The 16,549-nt window shown below is 60.2% G+C and carries 13 protein-coding genes; 7 read left to right on the forward strand and 6 right to left on the reverse strand.

Going from position 1 to position 16,549, the window contains the following annotated elements; translation table 11 throughout:
- Positions 1-19: 19 nt before the first annotated feature.
- The 4 genes from ACFO3E_RS00940 to ACFO3E_RS00955 form a co-directional block, all read right to left on the reverse strand.
- On the reverse strand, positions 20-1,258 hold the full coding sequence (locus ACFO3E_RS00940; RefSeq protein ID WP_066525236.1) for an outer membrane beta-barrel protein: 1,239 nt from the start codon (positions 1,256-1,258) through the stop codon (positions 20-22).
- The gene (locus ACFO3E_RS00945; protein WP_156518396.1) at positions 1,249-1,821 is read right to left on the reverse strand and encodes a polysaccharide biosynthesis/export family protein; all 573 of its coding nucleotides are present in this window, start codon (positions 1,819-1,821) and stop codon (positions 1,249-1,251) included. The genes ACFO3E_RS00940 and ACFO3E_RS00945 overlap by 10 nt, the downstream gene beginning before the upstream one ends.
- A 96-nt stretch (positions 1,822-1,917) precedes the next feature.
- The gene (locus tag ACFO3E_RS00950) at positions 1,918-3,171 is read right to left on the reverse strand and encodes a DegT/DnrJ/EryC1/StrS family aminotransferase (protein WP_225870579.1); all 1,254 of its coding nucleotides are present in this window, start codon (positions 3,169-3,171) and stop codon (positions 1,918-1,920) included.
- On the reverse strand, positions 3,168-5,249 hold the full coding sequence (locus ACFO3E_RS00955; RefSeq protein ID WP_066525238.1) for a polysaccharide biosynthesis protein: 2,082 nt from the start codon (positions 5,247-5,249) through the stop codon (positions 3,168-3,170). Before ACFO3E_RS00955 ends, ACFO3E_RS00950 begins: the two co-directional genes overlap by 4 nt.
- A 613-nt stretch (positions 5,250-5,862) precedes the next feature.
- On the opposite strand from ACFO3E_RS00955, the gene ACFO3E_RS00960 reads away from it, so the two are divergent.
- The 4 genes from ACFO3E_RS00960 (at position 5,863) to ACFO3E_RS00975 (ending at position 10,425) form a co-directional block, all read left to right on the forward strand.
- The gene (locus ACFO3E_RS00960) at positions 5,863-6,660 is read left to right on the forward strand and encodes a LuxR C-terminal-related transcriptional regulator (protein ID WP_066525241.1); all 798 of its coding nucleotides are present in this window, start codon (positions 5,863-5,865) and stop codon (positions 6,658-6,660) included.
- The gene (locus ACFO3E_RS00965; RefSeq protein ID WP_082919556.1) at positions 6,638-7,630 is read left to right on the forward strand and encodes a sulfotransferase family protein; all 993 of its coding nucleotides are present in this window, start codon (positions 6,638-6,640) and stop codon (positions 7,628-7,630) included. The genes ACFO3E_RS00960 and ACFO3E_RS00965 overlap by 23 nt, the downstream gene beginning before the upstream one ends.
- Positions 7,631-7,739: 109 nt before the next feature.
- Complete coding sequence (locus ACFO3E_RS00970; RefSeq protein WP_156518398.1) at positions 7,740-9,077, forward strand: O-antigen ligase family protein; 1,338 nt, start codon at positions 7,740-7,742, stop codon at positions 9,075-9,077.
- A 13-nt stretch (positions 9,078-9,090) separates the two neighbouring features.
- Complete coding sequence (locus tag ACFO3E_RS00975) at positions 9,091-10,425, forward strand: lipopolysaccharide biosynthesis protein (protein WP_380801801.1); 1,335 nt, start codon at positions 9,091-9,093, stop codon at positions 10,423-10,425.
- Positions 10,426-10,453: 28 nt separating this feature from the next.
- Here ACFO3E_RS00975 and ACFO3E_RS00980 read toward each other — a convergent pair whose 3' ends face one another.
- Both ACFO3E_RS00980 and ACFO3E_RS00985 read right to left on the reverse strand, forming a co-directional pair.
- Entirely contained in the window at positions 10,454-10,582 is a 129-nt protein-coding gene (locus tag ACFO3E_RS00980; protein WP_257784373.1) for a hypothetical protein, read from the reverse strand.
- 170 nt (positions 10,583-10,752) lie between these two features.
- Complete coding sequence (locus ACFO3E_RS00985; RefSeq protein WP_380801804.1) at positions 10,753-13,053, reverse strand: GumC family protein; 2,301 nt, start codon at positions 13,051-13,053, stop codon at positions 10,753-10,755.
- A gap of 299 nt (positions 13,054-13,352) precedes the next feature.
- On the opposite strand from ACFO3E_RS00985, the gene ACFO3E_RS00990 reads away from it, so the two are divergent.
- The 3 genes from ACFO3E_RS00990 to ACFO3E_RS01000 are packed head-to-tail and all read left to right on the forward strand — an operon-like array spanning position 13,353 to position 16,533.
- Positions 13,353-14,222 carry a cytochrome c oxidase subunit II gene (locus ACFO3E_RS00990; protein ID WP_066525250.1) on the forward strand — a complete coding sequence of 290 codons (870 nt, stop codon included), beginning with the start codon at positions 13,353-13,355 and terminating at the stop codon, positions 14,220-14,222.
- Positions 14,222-15,940, forward strand: coding sequence for a cytochrome c oxidase subunit I (locus tag ACFO3E_RS00995; RefSeq protein WP_066525254.1), 1,719 nt, complete (start codon positions 14,222-14,224; stop codon positions 15,938-15,940). The genes ACFO3E_RS00990 and ACFO3E_RS00995 overlap by 1 nt, the downstream gene beginning before the upstream one ends.
- Entirely contained in the window at positions 15,937-16,533 is a 597-nt protein-coding gene (locus ACFO3E_RS01000) for a cytochrome c oxidase subunit 3 (protein WP_380801807.1), read from the forward strand. The genes ACFO3E_RS00995 and ACFO3E_RS01000 overlap by 4 nt, the downstream gene beginning before the upstream one ends.
- Positions 16,534-16,549: the final 16 nt, after the last annotated feature.

Here is a 16,549-nt window from a genome sequence, read left to right on the forward strand (position 1 = left end):
ATCAGGGCGGTGCGGCAGGTCAATATTGGAAACGAATCTCCCCGCCCAAGATGCTCCGGTCAAAGTCGTCCAAGTCGATCGTGCTGTTGCGAGAGGCGAGGCGCCCGGTGATCGCGAAGGCGATATTGCGGTTCAGTAAATATTCCAGCTCGAGAAGCCCCGCGAGCGTACGCTCATGCTGGGCGCTGCCGAGGAAGCTGCTGCGGCGGTAGATGACCGCACCCTGCCAGCGGAGGTTATGATAGATCTCATTTTGAAAGCCGAGGCGGAGCCGAGTGTCCGTTCGCGACTGCGCGCCTGACCTGACCGTGGCCACATCGCCTCGGAAGCCGTCAAGCGTGATGACCAGGCGGGGTGTGGGCGTGTAGGTCAGCGCTGCCGAAACGGAAAGGCCGGTTCTGGAATCCTGCGTCGCGGCATCCGGCTCGAAGCGAAAAACGCCGATGCCCGCCTCGCCCCGAATGAGGCCGCCCGGCTCGAACGACACGCCGCCACGTGCGCCATATGTCTTGGAATCGCGATCGATCCCCGACGAATCGACCGGCAACCTGAATTCGCGGGCCGCGATGAAGACTTCTCCAAAGGTCGTAATGATCCCGCTGACCCGGTAACCGACACGGGCTGAGCCCGTATATTGATTATAGTCACGCTCGGCATCGATCGAACGCAGCGCGTTATTGTGCAGCACGCCGCCTTTAAGGCCGAGGGTGATGCGCGCGCCCTCATGCGTGTAGCCCAGTTCGCCGCGCAACTGGTCATATTTGCGAGGGCCGATGTTGGTGATGCTCAGCCCTTCGGGTTCGCCACGTTCCTCCACCAGCCGTAGCCAGCCAGCCTGGCCGCTGATGCTGTCGCTGCCGGACAATTTGAAAACGCCATTGAACCGGACCGAGCCCGACTCCGAATTTTCCGTCTTATTATCAAAATAGCGGCGCACGACAGCACGGGCCTGCAGCCCCAGGTCCAAAGTATCGTCCTTCATCTGCAGGTTCACCCAGGGCGAAGCAGTGAAGCGCATGTCGTCAATTTCGTTCGACGGCAGGGCATAGATGTTGGAGTCATATTCCAGGCGAGCATCCGCCCCTACAAAAGCGGCGATCCGTCCGAGCTGGATGGGCACCGGGTCATATTCAGATGGCGCCTCCAGCAAGGGAGTGGCCCGGTCGAGTTCCTGTGCTGCCGCTGGAGAGATCAAGGCAGCAGTGGCTACTGCTCCGTACGAAAGAAAAGAAGCGAAACGGGCAGATATCAGAACCATTTTTCGACCACCTTGATAGTATCGCCAGGTTGAACGGGAGTGCTTTCAAATGCTTTTGCCGTCGTCGCCTGCCCATTGACTTGGCGAATGATGGCCACGGTGCCGCGATTGGCGCGGAAGGTGAAGCCACCTGCCACTGAAACGGCGGTCACGACTGTCATTCCGGGACGATACGGATATTCTCCAGGGCTGCGGACCTCACCAAGAACATAAATGGGCCGCAGTTTCACAGGCTGCACACTAACCGCCGGCGAAACCATCAATCTTTTTTCCACAAGCAAGGCGGCAATGCGCTGCTCAAGTTCAGGGATCGTCGATCCGCTCGCGGGAATACCGCCCATAAGGGGAATGGTGAGCTCACCCCTGTCATTGACGACAAAGGCCGTGCCGTTTTCCACTTCGGCAAGCCCCGGAATGATGACACGCAATTCGTCACCAGGCGCGAGCCTATATTGATTGGCATTGGCGGTCGAAACCGCGGGAAGACCGGAAACGGAACCAGTGCAAGCGGTCATGAGGCTGACCAGCAGCGACAGGCCAATGATAGGAAGAAAGCGCATCATCGTCTCCCCTTTCGTCGCAGCAATGCTCTAAGGCATTTCTGCTGTTTCAGAACAGCAACGAATTAAAGTCAATCGGAATTGCTTGAGCCGCTGATTTCATGGGCCGCAGCCTGTCCGGCCCAAAGCGTTCAGCAATCTATCCGCCATGAAATTCATCGCCTTCTCTCCTAAGAGATGATCGACCGGAAGCATGAGACTGCGTTCGCCCACTTCGGCTGCAACCGGGAGAAGGCGCGTGTTGGGATGAAGGCTGTTGCGGACGGCAAGTTCGCGCGACATATCCGGGCAGGAGCCGCTGCCCGCTGCCATGCCATTTTGGACCAGCTCTGCTACGATGTCCGACCTGTCGGCCCCTGGCGCAAATCCTTCCAGGTTCAGCATCAGGTAGAATTTATAATAAGCATGCTCCACTCCGTCGGGTACGGTGGGCAGCTGTACCAATGGATGATCGCTGAGACGCTGCCGTAACACAGCCGCGTTGCTGCGCCTCTGCCTCAGCCAATCCGGCAGCTTGCGCAACTGCACCCGCCCGATCGCCGCCTGCATTTCGGTCAGCCGCCAATTGGTGCCGAAACTCTCGTGGACATAGCGGAAACCATGTCCCGATGACGGCGCGGAAAGCAGCGCGACATTCTTGCCATGATCCTTGTACGCCCAGGCGCGGCGCCAGTGCGCGGCATCCCTGAGCAGCAGCATTCCGCCCTCCCCTCCGGTGGACATGATCTTGTCCGTGCAGAAGGAAAAGGCCGCCGCGTCGCCAAAGGACCCCACTTTTCTGCCCCGAATCGCCGCCCCATGCGCCTGGGCGCAGTCTTCGACCAGGGCAAGCCCGTGCGCCTGCGCAAGAGCGCAAAGCGCATCCATGTCGCATGGCCAGCCTGCGAGGTGCACACAGAGGATCGCTCTCGTTCGATCGGTGATCAGCGCCTCGACGGCGCCTGGGTCAATGGTGTGGCTTTCGACGTCAATGTCGGCGAAAACCGGCACGGCCCCCACCGCGACGACCGCCGACGCGCTGGCGAAGAAGCTACGTGCGGGCACAATGACCTCATCCCCGGCGCCGATGCCAAGAGCGCGAAAGGCGAGTTCCAGCGCCAGCGTTCCATTGGCGAGCGAGATGGCGTGCGGCATGCCGCAATAGTCGGCAAACTCTTGTTCAAACGCCCGGCACTCGTCGCCATGCACCAGCGAGTTGACGCGGCCGCTCGCCAGCACGCGGACGACAGCGTTGATTTCGTCCTGCTCATATTGCGGCCAGCGGCGGTCGGCCGCTGGCGAATATGGGAGCGGCGGTGCCGCGATAAGGGGCTGCGGGTCGGTCATCGGCTTCATGCTATCCCCCAGGGTCATTCATTCGCTGCCTTGCCCACGACATCGATTTCGCGCGTCATCTCGCGCAGCGTCTTTGCCCAGGTGGACTGCGCCGGCGCTCGCAACAGCTCCTTCATGAGGTCGCGCACGCCATCCTCGTCACAGGCAGCGATGAGGTGCGATAATTCGGCAAATGCCTGGACAAGCTTCTCCAGCGGCACCGGACAGGGCGTCGCTTCTATGACGCCGGGGATCGAGGATCGGGCGCGCTCCTCGGTACTATCAAACAATTCCTCGTAGAGCTTTTCGCCCGGTCGAAGGCCGACGAACTGGATCGGAACATCAATATCGGGGCGTAACCCAGCCAGGCGGATCATGCGCCGGGCGATGTCCACGATCTTGATCGGCTCGCCCATGTCGAGCACGAAGATCGTGCCGCGATCGATCTTCGCCTCCATGGCGCGCGCGCTGCTTTGCAAGATGAGCTGAACCGCTTCGCCGACCGTCATGAAATAACGCTCGATCTCAGGATGCGTGACGGTCAGCGGCTTTCCGGCGGCCATCTGCTGCTGCAACAGCGGGACCAGCGATCCGCTGGAGCCTAAAACATTTCCGAAACGCACGGTCATGAAGCGGGGGCTATCCGGATCGCACTGCCCGATCAGGTCCAGCGCCTGGCAGTAAAGTTCGCCCAGCCGCTTGGTTGCGCCCATGACGCCCACCGGATTGACGGCCTTGTCCGTCGATACCTGAATCATGGCGAGCGCACCATGCGCACAGACCGCGTCAGCGACATTGCGAGTGCCAAGCACATTGGTATGCGCGCCCGCGCAGGGATTGCCCTCCACAATGGGCACATGTTTGAGCGCAGCAGCGTGAAAGACGATTTCGGGCTGATGGCGGCCAAACACGTCTTCGACTGCTGAACGCTCGCGGATCGAGCAGAGTTCGGGCCGGCAGATGATGTCCGGGAAAAGGTCCCTCACCTGCATCTCGATCGTATAGAGATTGAACTCGCTATGATCGAGAAGAACGATCTCGGCAGGCTTGAAGGTCGCGATCTGCCGGACGAGTTCGCCGCCGATCGTTCCCCCTGCGCCCGTCACGAGAATGCGGCGGGAACGGATCAGCCGATCGACGATGTTGCGATCGAGCGAGACTTCCGGACGGCCCAGCAGGTCGGCCAGTTCGAAGCGCTTGATCTCGATGCGTGGCTCGCCGTCTTCGCTCCGCTGCAGATCGTTGGCGCTGGCGACGGTAAGGTCACACTGATCCGCCAACTTCACCAGATGCGAAAAGGCGCGTCGCGGCATGGACTTGTCGCCGCGAATGACAAGGCATTCCGGCTTGAGGCGCTTGAGCGCAAGAGTTTCGACGATCTGCGGCAGTTGGTCCGGGGAGCCCAGCACGGGGACGCCCGCAACCTGAAGCCGCGTTTCGCGCCCGTCAAAGGTCAGCGCACCGACCACATTATAGCGGTTTTCCCGGTCCGCCTTCAGCATCTCCACGAGCGAGCGGATCCACTCCAATTTGCCGAGCAGCAGAATATTGTGGCTGTCTTCGGGAGGCGCCATTCGGCCCCGCGCAAACTCCCTCAGGCCGCGCCGCAGGGTGCGAACGCCAATCATCGTCACCAGCAAGAGCGCGGTATGCAGAAGCGCGAAGCCCAAGGCATCGAGTGGCGCCGACCTGATCCTGACAGAGATGATGAAACATAGCGCCCAGCCCGACGCCATTCCGCCCATGACTGAGGTCGAAATGGCTATACCATCTCCAAAAGACAGAAACCGCCAGCTCCGCCAATAAAGACCCGTAAGGCAAATGGTGAACACCGCCGTGAGGCTGAAAAAGCCCATGAGGCTGGGCCTGCCGTAAAAGGCAGAGGAAACAGCGCCGGGAATGGCCAACGTGACTAGAAGCAACGTCAACAGGATAAGCGTCCCGTCGATAAGCATGAGGGCGGCGAAGCGCGCGGGCCCGGGGAAGCCGGTCGGCCGCGTGAGCAGGTCATGGAGCAGAATGGCCCATAGCGGCCCGCCATCGGCAAACTTCTTCCGCCTTTCCCCAAGTTCATCAAAATAGGGTTCGGATGCTGCAGGCGAAGTGCTTACTGCCATGATAACCCCTTGCGCGGTCGTAAACGTCTGATTTGACCGGCACGTGCCTGAATGAAGCGATCCACATTCGTCGCGCATGCAGTAACGCCATGGTCAATTGGCTTGCGTAAAAGCCTAGCGACTTGGCTTGGGGCCGCAATGAACCAGACAGCTATCATCCCTTGTCGCAAACTTCGGTAGCAAGATAGCTGAATGGGAGCATTCAGGGCGTCTGCGGCGCTCCAGCGGATGTTCCAGATGGCGAAGAACTACGTCTTCAGGATTATTGACAGGCGCGAAACTCGATTTTCATTTCCCACGCCGATTGCGAGGTCCAGCGCGAAGGCGACCGACGGCACAGAAGGAATTTTACGGCGCGACTCGCTTGGCCTGAGCAGTCGTGGCTCAAAGGCGACGGAAATCGCCCCAGGCGAGTAGCTATATAGCTCAAAGGGTTAAGCTGGAATCATATCATCGGAGATCAATGTAGATCAATTTTACAATCGAATGAGACACTTGTTGAAGTTTCCATATGTGCTACTGTCCCGAAACACAAAAAAATTGGTCGCAATATTCCAGTAACTTCATGTTTCGACGCATTACGGCTCGCCGTGATATGAACGGAGTGACGGGTATGACGACGACCTCCGATGTTGCGCTTGTCGGCTGCAACTCCATAGCCAGCGAAAGCCTCAAGCGCCTTCTTTCCGAAGAACACCGTCGAATCATCTATGCAGGTCCTTCAGTCGAGGAATTGCGCAGGAGCGGCTCCACGGACGCTGCATTCCTGCTCATCTTGATGGAGGATCAGCAACTCAAATGGAATGGCGCGGCCTTGGCCGCCGCTCACCAGCAGCATCCGGCCGCCAAGATCGTCATTCTGGCAACCGAGTTCGATTATGACGCCATGCTGGGAGCTTTCCGGGCTGGCGTGCAAGGCTATCTGACCAATGATCTGCCTTGGGAGCGGCTCGCCGGTTATCTGGACCTCATCGCTTTTGGCGAGAAGATCTTCCCGTCGCAATTGGCGGAACGATTAATCGGTGAGAATATGGATGGCATTCCTAGCGGCGGCGCAGCAACAATTGACTCCGTCAATTTGTCGGCCCGCGAAATGGAGATTCTCCAGCGCCTCATAAGCGGCCTGCCCAACAAGATCATTTCGCGCCAACTGTGCATCAGCGAAGCCACGGTGAAGGTCCACGTCAAGGCAGTGCTGCGGAAACTCGGTGTGGCCAATCGGACCCAGGCGGCCATCTGGGCGGCGGCGCAAGGCTTGCAGGCATTGGGTCCCGCCACCGAGCCCGCAGCTTCGAAAAGGACGGCAGCGGCGCGCAGCTATCCTGCCCTGATCGATGATGCAGCTATCCAGTCGGCGGCGGGCGCCGTGCTAGGAAAGGGTAATGTGAATGGACATGCCGCTCGCGCATGATAACGGACGAGACATCAATCCTGCCGAACATTCGACATGGGATGAGATTGCAAGCACGGCCGAAACACAGCCAATCAAGCTGATCTACATCTGCGGATATGGTCGCAGCGGCTCAACGCTGCTCGACATATTGCTGGGCCAGCAGCGTTCCATGTTCGGCGGCGGGGAGATCATCGGCCTCAGCCAGCACGTTTATCTCAACGATGAATATTGCGCCTGCGGCGAACGGGTCAGAAGCTGTTCCTTCTGGCAGCCGGTCGTCGAACAATGGCATGCTCAACAGCCGCCCCGCTTCATTGAAGAATTTCGGCGCGCACAATGGAAGGTGGGCACGGTCTTCAGCCCGCGAAGATGGTTTGGTAGCCGCGACCTCGAAACGTTCTCCAGCCATACCGCGCGGCTGATGCGGCTGATGTCTGACCGATCCGGAAAAGCCGCCATCGTCGATTCATCCAAATGGCCTGGGCGCGGCATGGCGCTGGCGAAGATCAAGGGCATCGATCTTCACGTCATTCACCTCGTTCGCGATGTCCGGGGCGTGGCATGGTCCCTGTCGAAAGCTTATGAAGCCGACGCGTCCAAGGGATTACAAAGGGTGATCGTGCCCAAGCCGCTCCTCTACAGCGCCGCTCGCTGGGCCTATGTGAATCTCGCGGCGGAATGGCTGTGCCGGAAGGTAGGGCCGTCGAAATATCTGCGCATCCGTTATGAGGATGTTGCAGCCGATCCGGCCGGCAGCCTCCAACGCATCGCCTCGCTTGCCGGCATAGCGCTCGACCCACGCGATTACGAGGCTGGCGAGTTTAACCCGGTCCATCAGGTGGCAGGCAACCGGCTGCGGATGCAGAAGGGAATCCGCGTCAAAAGCGATGATTCATGGCGGAAACAGATGCCGGAGGGGAAGCGCAGGCTGCTGACGCGGGCATGCGGTTTTCTACTGGCGCGATACGGATACCCAATGGGCGTATAGCGCTGCTCCTTATGAATAAGGCGCTGAAATTATGTGCAATGGACTAAGCTGAACCAGATTTGCATGCTGCTGACGAACCATTGCTAATGTGGCGGGCCCGGAGCGCGACGTGCGGACAGACTATCATCAGGCAAATAGGTTCGCTGCGCCCGCCCGTCCCCCTGTCAATGACATGCGCGGCCTGACGCAGAATTGGACGGAAGAGCTGCACCGGTGGGAGTTTATCCTACTGCAAGGCGCGGTCTTTTTCGCCCCCTACGTCGCCTTGCACCCGCCCAGCCTTTATTTCACCCTGGGCGATGGCCTCTTCCTGGGCGCCTTCATGCTGCGCCTTTCCACCGGTCGCATGGCGCGTCCTTTCGCCGAGCTTACCTGGATGTGGGTGCTCGGCCTCCTGTTGCTGACTGGCGGGCTGTTCCTGGGCAGCATCTTCAATGGCGACATGGCCCGCTGTCTCACGCTCATTTCCCAATATTTCTTCGCTTATCTGATCGTGCCCCTGGTTCTGCTGCGGCGGCCTGAAAAGGAAGTGATCCGGCTGATCAAATGCGGCCTTTGGGGAATGGCAATCATGTGCGCGATCGGCATTGTCATCTACATGTCTGGTTACACCAGCATGGCGAAAGGCCAAATGCAGCTGGTCACCGGCGGCAAGCGCCTTTCAGGATTCGTCGATAATCCCAATGCCATGGCGGTGCTGACTGTCATGTCCATGCCCCTCCTTTGGTTCCTGCTGCTGTCGCGCCAGATGAGGCCCATGGTTGCGCTGCCATGTATGGGACTTCTGGTCACGGGCGTCATCCTGACAAGTTCCAACACGGGACTTTACAGCATGATAGCGGCGACGCTGATCTTCTTTGGCGGGCGCCGGAACTTCAAGACGCTGATCACGGTGGTTTGCCTGGGCGGCTCTGTCTTGATGTTTGGCCAGGATTATCTGCCCAAGACTTTCCAGACGCGTGTCCTTTCGGCTCTAGATTCCGGCGACATCTCCGCAGCTGGAACCTTCGAGCATCGCCAGGAGCTGAATATGGAAGCCTTGGGCATGGCTGATAATAATCTGATCGTCGGCCTGGGCGCGGACCAGTATCGCTATACCAGCCAATATGGCTTGCCGGTTCACAATACCTATCTGCTGCTTCTGAACGAAGGAGGCGCCCTGTCCCTATTGGGCTATCTTGTCATTCTGGCGGTGCCGATCGTCGCAGGCGTGGCTGCACGACGGCTGCCTCATGGCAAACTCATATTATTGACAACGGTTACGGCAGTCGTGGTCTTCGCCAATGCCACGATGGGGGTGGCACATGTCTATGGCCGTGCGTGGTTCCTGTTCATCTATCTGGCGGTCAGCCCGGCGCTGATCTGGTATAGTGCAAGAAGTCCGCAGCCCGCCGCATATCCGGGCCGAAGACCGCCCGGCAGTGCCTTCCCACCCCTGAAAGCCTGAGGAATTTTATTGCATGCGGATAGTCGCATCCGTGCTGAATGGGCCGATGGGCCGCCGCTTGATCAACATCGGCCATATGCTGACCGGCAATTTCGTCAATCTGGGCGTGATGCTGATCAGCGTCGCTATCGCTGCGCGCGGGCTGGGCCCGGAAAAATGGGGATCGATGGTGATCGTGCTCGCCTTGGCCAGCACGATCGAACGGCTGATACGCTTCGAATCCTGGCAACCGCTCATCAAATTTGCCGCCGAGGAGGAGAGCGACGCCAATCCTGTGCGCATGGCCCGGCTATATGGATATGGCCTGCTGCTGGACATCACCACCGCCACCCTCTCCTCCATCTTGCTGATCTGCATCTCAGCGATCTTCGCCCCTGTGCCTTTGGACGTGGCGGCGATCTATGCGCTCGCGATGCTATGCAGGATAGTCGGCGCGCCCGGCGCCGCCCTGCGGCTCGACGGCCGGTTCCGGGAAGTGGCCTATTCGCAGATATTGTCGAACATCCTGCGCGCATTCCTGGCCGCCTTTTGCCTCTGGATCGGGGCGGGAGTCATCGGATTCATCCTGGCCTGGACGGTCGCCGAGGTCTTCAACAGCCTGCTATTCCTCTGGCTTGGCTACAAGGCATTGAAACGGCAGAATATCCCATCGCCGTTCAGCGTCTCTCTCCGGGGCCTTCGAAAGGATTTCCCGGACTTCCTTTCATTCGCCTGGACCGTCAATCTGTCCACAACGCTCCGGACATTGACCCATGAAGCGGACGAACTGCTCGTGGGCGCGCTTGCAGGCCATGGCGCGGTGGGCATGTACAACCTTGCCAAGCGGGTTGCCAAATTGGGCCAGCAGATGGGAGCACAGGTTCAAACCGTGCTTTACCCAGAACTTGCCCGCATGTGGCAGAGCGGCAATTACGCCACTTTCCGCTCCACCATCTTCAATACGCAACTGCTGTTGAGCGGAACGGGAACGGTCATCGCCATCATTACCTGGTTCTTCGGAGAATGGCTGCTCCGCATCGGACCAGGTGCGCAATATGTCGCCGCTTTCCCTCTGCTTATGAGCCAGGTAATCGCCGTCCTGTTCATCATGCACTCGATCCCGGCGAAAAGCGCGTTGCTGTCTATGGGCCAACCCAAGCGGGTTCTTCAGATATTCGCGCTGAGCACAGTCATCTTTTACGCGATCGCGGTGCCCGGCGTCCTCTATTTCGGGCCAGCCGGCGCCAGTGCTGCGCACATCTCCTTGGCAGTAGTGACGGCGATATTGCTGGACATCGCCTGGGTCACACACAGCAAGCTTCGGTCGGCCGCGGGACAACGGGCGGTCGAGCAGATGCCCGCGGAATAAGGCGAGGCAGCGACCGAGCGCCCGCCAGTCAAGCAGCTTCCTGCACGATCATCAATTTAAGGGCGTCCCATGCCGCCGCACTGGCGGGGTCTTCGCGATCGAGCGGATGATCCTCATCAGCCGTGATTTGCCCGGTGCGGGCGGGCGCGATAGACACGGCTGGCCCACGGACTAAGCGGGCCGATGGGCTATCCGTCAGTTCGGTGAGCGCAAAACATGCGAACTGCGCCTTGACCGCGCGGGTCTAACTGCCTGCGCAAAAAAGAACCGGGCTCCTGCTCAAGCAGGAACCCGGTTTGTCAGCATCAGGATATTGGGTGGCGGGCGTCAGGCGACGCCATCAGCGCTCCTGCGCCACGGGAAGCCGCCCAGACGCTGATACCAGCGACGGGGACGCGGCAAGTCGCCTTCGAAATATTCGGCCGAGTCCATGTAGAACTGGACAGCGTCTCCATAGCCGCGGCGGGCGTGCTCGGCATAATCGACGCGGTTGATTACCACCCCGTCCACGGGCCGCTGAAGGACCTGCAGGGAAGCCCGCACCTGTTCGATGGTCGTGCGCCCCCAGCGCACCACGAGCAAGGTGTGATCGGCGGCATCCATCAGCATGCGCGAGTCCCGCGTCGCAAGCGTCGGGGGCGCGTTGATGATCATCAGGTCATATTGATCCCGCAGTTCGTCCAGCAAGTGATTGACCCGGCCGATGCGCATAAGCGCCACAGGATTGCGCGCAGGCTCCCGCGCGCTGATGACGACCGGCTCATAGGTGACTAGGTCGCGTACCTCTCCGTTCCCCAAGGTCATTGCCGGAGGGGCGGGCAGCACATGCCGGGCATCGGCCGCACCCGTCAGATAGTCGATGAGGTCAGGCCTTGTGTCCCCGTCCTCAGCCGGGCCCATCGTGCTGTCTCCACCACGGCGCAGGTCCAGGTCGATGACAATCGCGCGCCGGCCCATCGCCACCGCGGCCGCCAGCAGGGACAAGGTCACCGTCGATTTTCCGTCCCCGGTGATGGGAGAGGTAATCAGCACGGTTTGCGCCCGCCCAGGCGTCGCCAGATCGGCGACCTCGCTGCCCAGCCCCCGCGCAACCTCCGCAAACAGGGATTGCGGATCCTGGATTACGGGATTGGCCTTCGCCGATGTCAGGGCGTCGCCGGTGAGTTCAGGCAGCATCGCGAAGGTCCGCAGGCCGAACTGATTATAAATCTGCTCTGCACTCCACAGCCTGTTGTCGGTCAGTTCGATGCCGAACACGATCACTAGCCCTATGATCAGCGATCCGACGAAGGCGGCGAAGGTCGCCGACTTGGGCCGCGGAGAGATGGGGCTCTGCGGAACTGCGGCGGGCGACATCAGGCGGGAGTGGATGCCCGAAGCGGCAAGGCTGGCCTTAACCTCCTGCGCGCGCGTGCTCATCGCGGCGAAGGCGCTGCGCGCGACTTCTGCATTGCGTTCCAGAGCGTTGAGTTCGACGGATGCGGCGGTGTTGGCGAAGGCCTTGCCGGTGATGGAGCGTAGGGTTCCCTCCAACTGCCCGGCTCTTGAGGACGAAGCCGCCGCCTCGCTCCTCGCCATGCCAGCCTGGCGCGCTGCTTCAGCCTGCGCCTGCTGCATCGCCGCTGTGACGACCCGTGCCTGCTCTCGCTGCATGTTGGCGCTCGTTTCCGCAATCTGCGCCTCCAACCCGCGCATGCGCGGGTGTTCAGAGCCCAGCATCTGGGACATTTCGCTGCGCGTCCGCATCAGATCATCCATCTGCCGCTTCTGCTGGTCCAGCAGGGGTGAAGTCGCCCCTGCGGTGCTGATGTTGCTGACGGCGCTGGTGACGACAGCGGCACGCGCATTCTGCGCGGCGCGCATGGCGGCAGCTGAGGCTGCTTCCACGGCGATGCGGTTGATCTGCTGATAGTCCTCCGCTCCGCCGGCGCCTGTCAGCATCTGATTCTTACGGCGAAAATCCGCAACAGCCTGCTCCGCCTTATGGGCTTCGATGGCCAGCCGGTCGCGTTCGCCATCCAGTTGAGCAACGATTTTGCCCTGGCGATCATCGCGCATTTCAGAGCGGTATGCCGCCAGGCTGACCGGATATTGGTTGGCGATCTCCGACGCGAGTTCCGGCGAGGAGGATCGCACGGTGATATCAACGAAGTCGGAATCGCGGAGGTTAGATACCGACGTCATCGACATCAGCCTTCCCGCAAGACGGGTAAGCCGCTGGGTGTCGAGTATGGCATTCGACGGCAGCGGCGCAGAGGCAAAGCGCGGGTCCTGCGCCAGCTTCAGGTCCTGCACCACACGTTCGGCAAGGGAGCGCGAACGGTAGATATTCGCTTCATTCGATACGCGCTGCTGGTTGCGGGCGGCCATGTCAGGCGACCCGCTGTCATCGTTAAGCTCCACTTGCACCGTAGCCGTGGCTTCATAGATCGGGGTGGCCGTCAATTGCACCGCAAGGACTACCGCCACAATGATGAAGACGATGGCGCCGAGCAGCAATTCATGCCGCCTGATGATCTTGAAAATCTGGCGCGCGGAGAGACTTGAAGGCGCGCTTCCGCCCTCCACCGGCTGATCGAGCCTCGCCTCGAGAAGTGGGGTATTGATCGTTCCCGATTGCGACAACATGAGTATGCTCTCCAGATGATCTAGTCCCGCCGGAGTTTGCGACCCTCCTGCTTTTAGGTCTTTCGATCAAACAATCTTCGGGCGCGAATGGCAGGCAAAGTGATTAACCCGTTCGAGTATGGCGAAGCACCAAACGGTAAGCGGGAGGACGCGCCGGATCTCGATTCAACAGCATGACAAGCGGAAGACTTTCACCTCTGCCGCTTTTTCTATAAGCTACCGCTCACGGTAATTTCCGAGGGCGACTCGAAAGAAGCCGGAATACGGCAACGAGCGCCCACATCGATGGGAGAGGGCTTGTGCCGATTGCGGTCGCCATCGCCATGCTGGTGTTGGGTTCGGTCGCATTTCATCTATTCAGCCCCTGGTGGCGCACGCCGCTTGCATCCAATTGGGGTTCCATCGACACCGCGCTCGACGTGACGCTATGGATTTGCGCGGCCGCCTTCATCCTGCTCAACCTCTTCATGGCCTGGACGCTGGTCCGTTACAGGCACCGGGTGGGGCATCGCGCCCATTACGAGCCGGAGAACAGTTCGCTGGAAAAGCGGCTGACGATCTGGACAGCGATCGGCATCGCCGGAATGCTGGCTCCCGGCCTCGCGGCCTGGGGCCGCTATGTGTCGGTGCCGCAGGACGCCACGATTATCGAAGCGGTGGGTCAGCAATGGCAATGGTCCTTCCGCTATCCTGGCCCTGATGGAGTGCTGGGCGCCGCGGCGGTCAAATATGTGACGCCCGACAATCCGATCGGCCTCGATCCGCTGGATCCGTTCGGACGGGACGACCTTCTGGTCGAGGCGGGCGATCTGCACCTGCCGCTGGGCAAGCCGGTGAAGATCGTGCTGCGATCGAAGGATGTGCTGCACGACTTTTACGTACCCGAGTTCCGGGCGAAGATGGACCTGGTGCCGGGCATCGTCACCTATTTCTGGATGACGCCGACCAAGGCGGGGACGTTCGATATTCTCTGCGCAGAGCTGTGCGGCACCGGTCATCATGAGATGCGGGGGAAAGTCATTGTGGAAACGCCCAGGGCCTTCGCAGACTGGCAGGCGCAGCAGACGAGTTTCTCCCAGATACTGGCCGACATGCCAAAGGCCGCCATGTCGATCATGCTGATCAAGGCCAATGCCTGCACTATTGCCGCCACCCGGAGCTCTATCTGATGGCTACTACACTGGCTGACGACCTACGCCCGCTGCATCATCCGCACAGTTGGGTCACCAAATATGTCTGGAGCCAGGATCACAAGGTCATCGCCATCCAATATAGCGTGACTGCCATTTCGATCGGGCTGGTGGCGCTGATACTGTCCGCGCTGATGCGGTTGCAGTTGGGCTTTCCCGGCGCCTTTCCCGCGATCCAGCCGGACAATTACCTCCAGTTCGTGTCGATGCACGGCATGATCATGGTAGTATATCTGCTGACCGCTTTGCTCTTGGGCGGCTTTGGCAATTACCTGATCCCGCTGATGGTCGGGGCGCGCGACATGGTGTTCCCCTTCGTCAATATGCTGAGCTACTGGCTCTATCTGCTGTCGGTGATCGTGCTGGTGACGGGCTTCTTCGTGCCGGGCGGCCCGACCGGAGCAGGATGGACGCTCTATCCGCCGCAGGCGATCAGCGAGGGGACGCCGGGGCACCAATGGGGCATCGCAACCATGTTGGTCAGCCTTGCGATTTTCGTTGCGGCCTTCACCATGGGCGGCCTCAACTATGTGACCACGGTGTTGCAGGCGCGGACCAAGGGCATGACCCTGATGCGGATGCCGCTGTCGGTATGGGGCATCTTCACCGCGTCGGTGATGGGCCTGCTCGCTTTCCCGGCGCTGTTCGTCGCGGCGATCATGATGCTGTTCGACCATTTCGCCGGCACCAGCTTCTTCATGCCGACGATGCAGAGCATGGGAAAGATCACCCCGACCGAAGGGGGCAGCCCGCTGCTATTCCAGCATCTCTTCTGGTTCTTCGGCCATCCCGAAGTCTATATCGTCGCGCTGCCCGCCTTCGGCATCGTGTCCGACCTGATCAGCGTCCATGCCCGGCGCAACATCTTCGGCTATCGCATGATGGTGTGGGCGATCGTCATCATTGGTGCCTTGAGCTTCGTCGTCTGGGCGCATCATATGTATGTGAGCGGCATGAACCCCTATTTCGGGTTCTTCTTCGCCACATCGACGCTGATCATCGCCATTCCGACCGCGATCAAGGTCTATAACTGGCTACTGACCCTGTGGCGCGGCGACATCCATCTGCGCGTGCCGATGCTGTTCGCGATCGCGTTCATCTTTACCTTCATCCACGGAGGATTGTCGGGGCTGTTCCTGGGCAATGTCAGCGTCGATGTGCCGCTGTCCGATACCTTCTTCGTCGTCGCGCATTTCCATATGGTAATGGGCGTGTCGCCGGTGCTTGTGATCTTCGGCGCCATCTACCACTGGTATCCCAAGATTTTCGGGCGCATGTGGAACGAGACGCTAGGCAAACTCCATTTCTGGATCACCTTTCTGGGCGTCTATGCGATTTTCCTGCCGATGCACTATTTGGGCATATTGGGCGTGCCACGCCGCTACTATGCGCTGGGCGAGACAAGCTTCATCCCGGAATCGGTGCATCTTGCCAATGAATGGATCAGCATAGCCGCGCTGATCGTGTTCGCGGCGCAGGGCCTGTTCTTCTTCAACATGATCTGGAGCCTGTTCCGCGGCCCCCGCGCCGAACCCAACCCCTGGGGCGCAGCCAGCCTGGAATGGCAGACACCGCAGACGCCCCCCGCCCATGGCAATTGGGGACCGAAGCTCCCGGTCGTTTATCGCTGGGCCTATGATTACAGCGTTCCAGGCGCGCCGCGCGACTTCATCGCGCAGACCGAGCCGCGCACATGACCATCCTTGCGCGCCTTGCCGAAAGAAGCTGGGAGCCCGCAAGCGACCGCGATCCGCGTGAGCCGGAGGGTCGCCCTTCGGCGGGCAGCGTCGGGCTGACCGTCTATTTCGCCGTTGCGATGGTGATGTTCTCACTATTGGGTGCGGCCTATTACATGCGCATGGGACTGCATGCCGCCATGGGCCATGCGGATGATTGGGTCTCCATGCCCGATCCGCCACTGCTCTGGATCAACAGCGCCATTCTCGTGGCAAGCAGCCTTGCCTGGGAAATGGCGCGCCGATCAAGCGCAGAAGGCCGGGCAGCGCGTGCTTCACTGGCTGGGGCTGCACTGGGCCTTTGCTTCCTCGTCGGTCAATGGTTGCTGTGGCGTCATTATCAAATGGCGGGCTATTATCTTTCGTCCAATCCGGCCAACGCCTTCTTCTATCTGCTAACCGCGCTGCATGGCCTTCACATAGTGGGCGGCCTGGTTGCCGCTGGTTGGGTGCTGACTGAAAGCAACCCGGCCCATCTGCGCCTCTGCGCCATTTATTGGCACTTCCTTCTCTTCCTTTGGATTTTGATTGCCGCCCTGCTCTTATCGACATGAGGTCACATCGCCATGT

It is taken from the genome of Sphingobium tyrosinilyticum (assembly GCF_042654265.1).
GTDB classification, from domain to species: Bacteria; Pseudomonadota; Alphaproteobacteria; order Sphingomonadales; family Sphingomonadaceae; genus Sphingobium; species Sphingobium tyrosinilyticum.

What these genes read in the sequence shown, in the direction of transcription:
- ACFO3E_RS00995 (WP_066525254.1), top strand. Translation starts at nt 14,222, where the DNA reads ATGGCTACTACACTGGCTGACGACCTACGCCCGCTGCATCATCCGCAC.
- ACFO3E_RS00985 (WP_380801804.1), bottom strand. Translation starts at nt 13,053, where the DNA reads ATGTTGTCGCAATCGGGAACGATCAATACCCCACTTCTCGAGGCGAGG.
- ACFO3E_RS00940 (WP_066525236.1), bottom strand. Translation starts at nt 1,258, where the DNA reads ATGGTTCTGATATCTGCCCGTTTCGCTTCTTTTCTTTCGTACGGAGCA.
- ACFO3E_RS00950 (WP_225870579.1), bottom strand. Translation starts at nt 3,171, where the DNA reads ATGACCCTGGGGGATAGCATGAAGCCGATGACCGACCCGCAGCCCCTT.
- ACFO3E_RS00960 (WP_066525241.1), top strand. Translation starts at nt 5,863, where the DNA reads ATGACGACGACCTCCGATGTTGCGCTTGTCGGCTGCAACTCCATAGCC.
- ACFO3E_RS00955 (WP_066525238.1), bottom strand. Translation starts at nt 5,249, where the DNA reads ATGGCAGTAAGCACTTCGCCTGCAGCATCCGAACCCTATTTTGATGAA.
- ACFO3E_RS00975 (WP_380801801.1), top strand. Translation starts at nt 9,091, where the DNA reads ATGCGGATAGTCGCATCCGTGCTGAATGGGCCGATGGGCCGCCGCTTG.
- ACFO3E_RS01000 (WP_380801807.1), top strand. Translation starts at nt 15,937, where the DNA reads ATGACCATCCTTGCGCGCCTTGCCGAAAGAAGCTGGGAGCCCGCAAGC.
- ACFO3E_RS00965 (WP_082919556.1), top strand. Translation starts at nt 6,638, where the DNA reads ATGGACATGCCGCTCGCGCATGATAACGGACGAGACATCAATCCTGCC.
- ACFO3E_RS00945 (WP_156518396.1), bottom strand. Translation starts at nt 1,821, where the DNA reads ATGATGCGCTTTCTTCCTATCATTGGCCTGTCGCTGCTGGTCAGCCTC.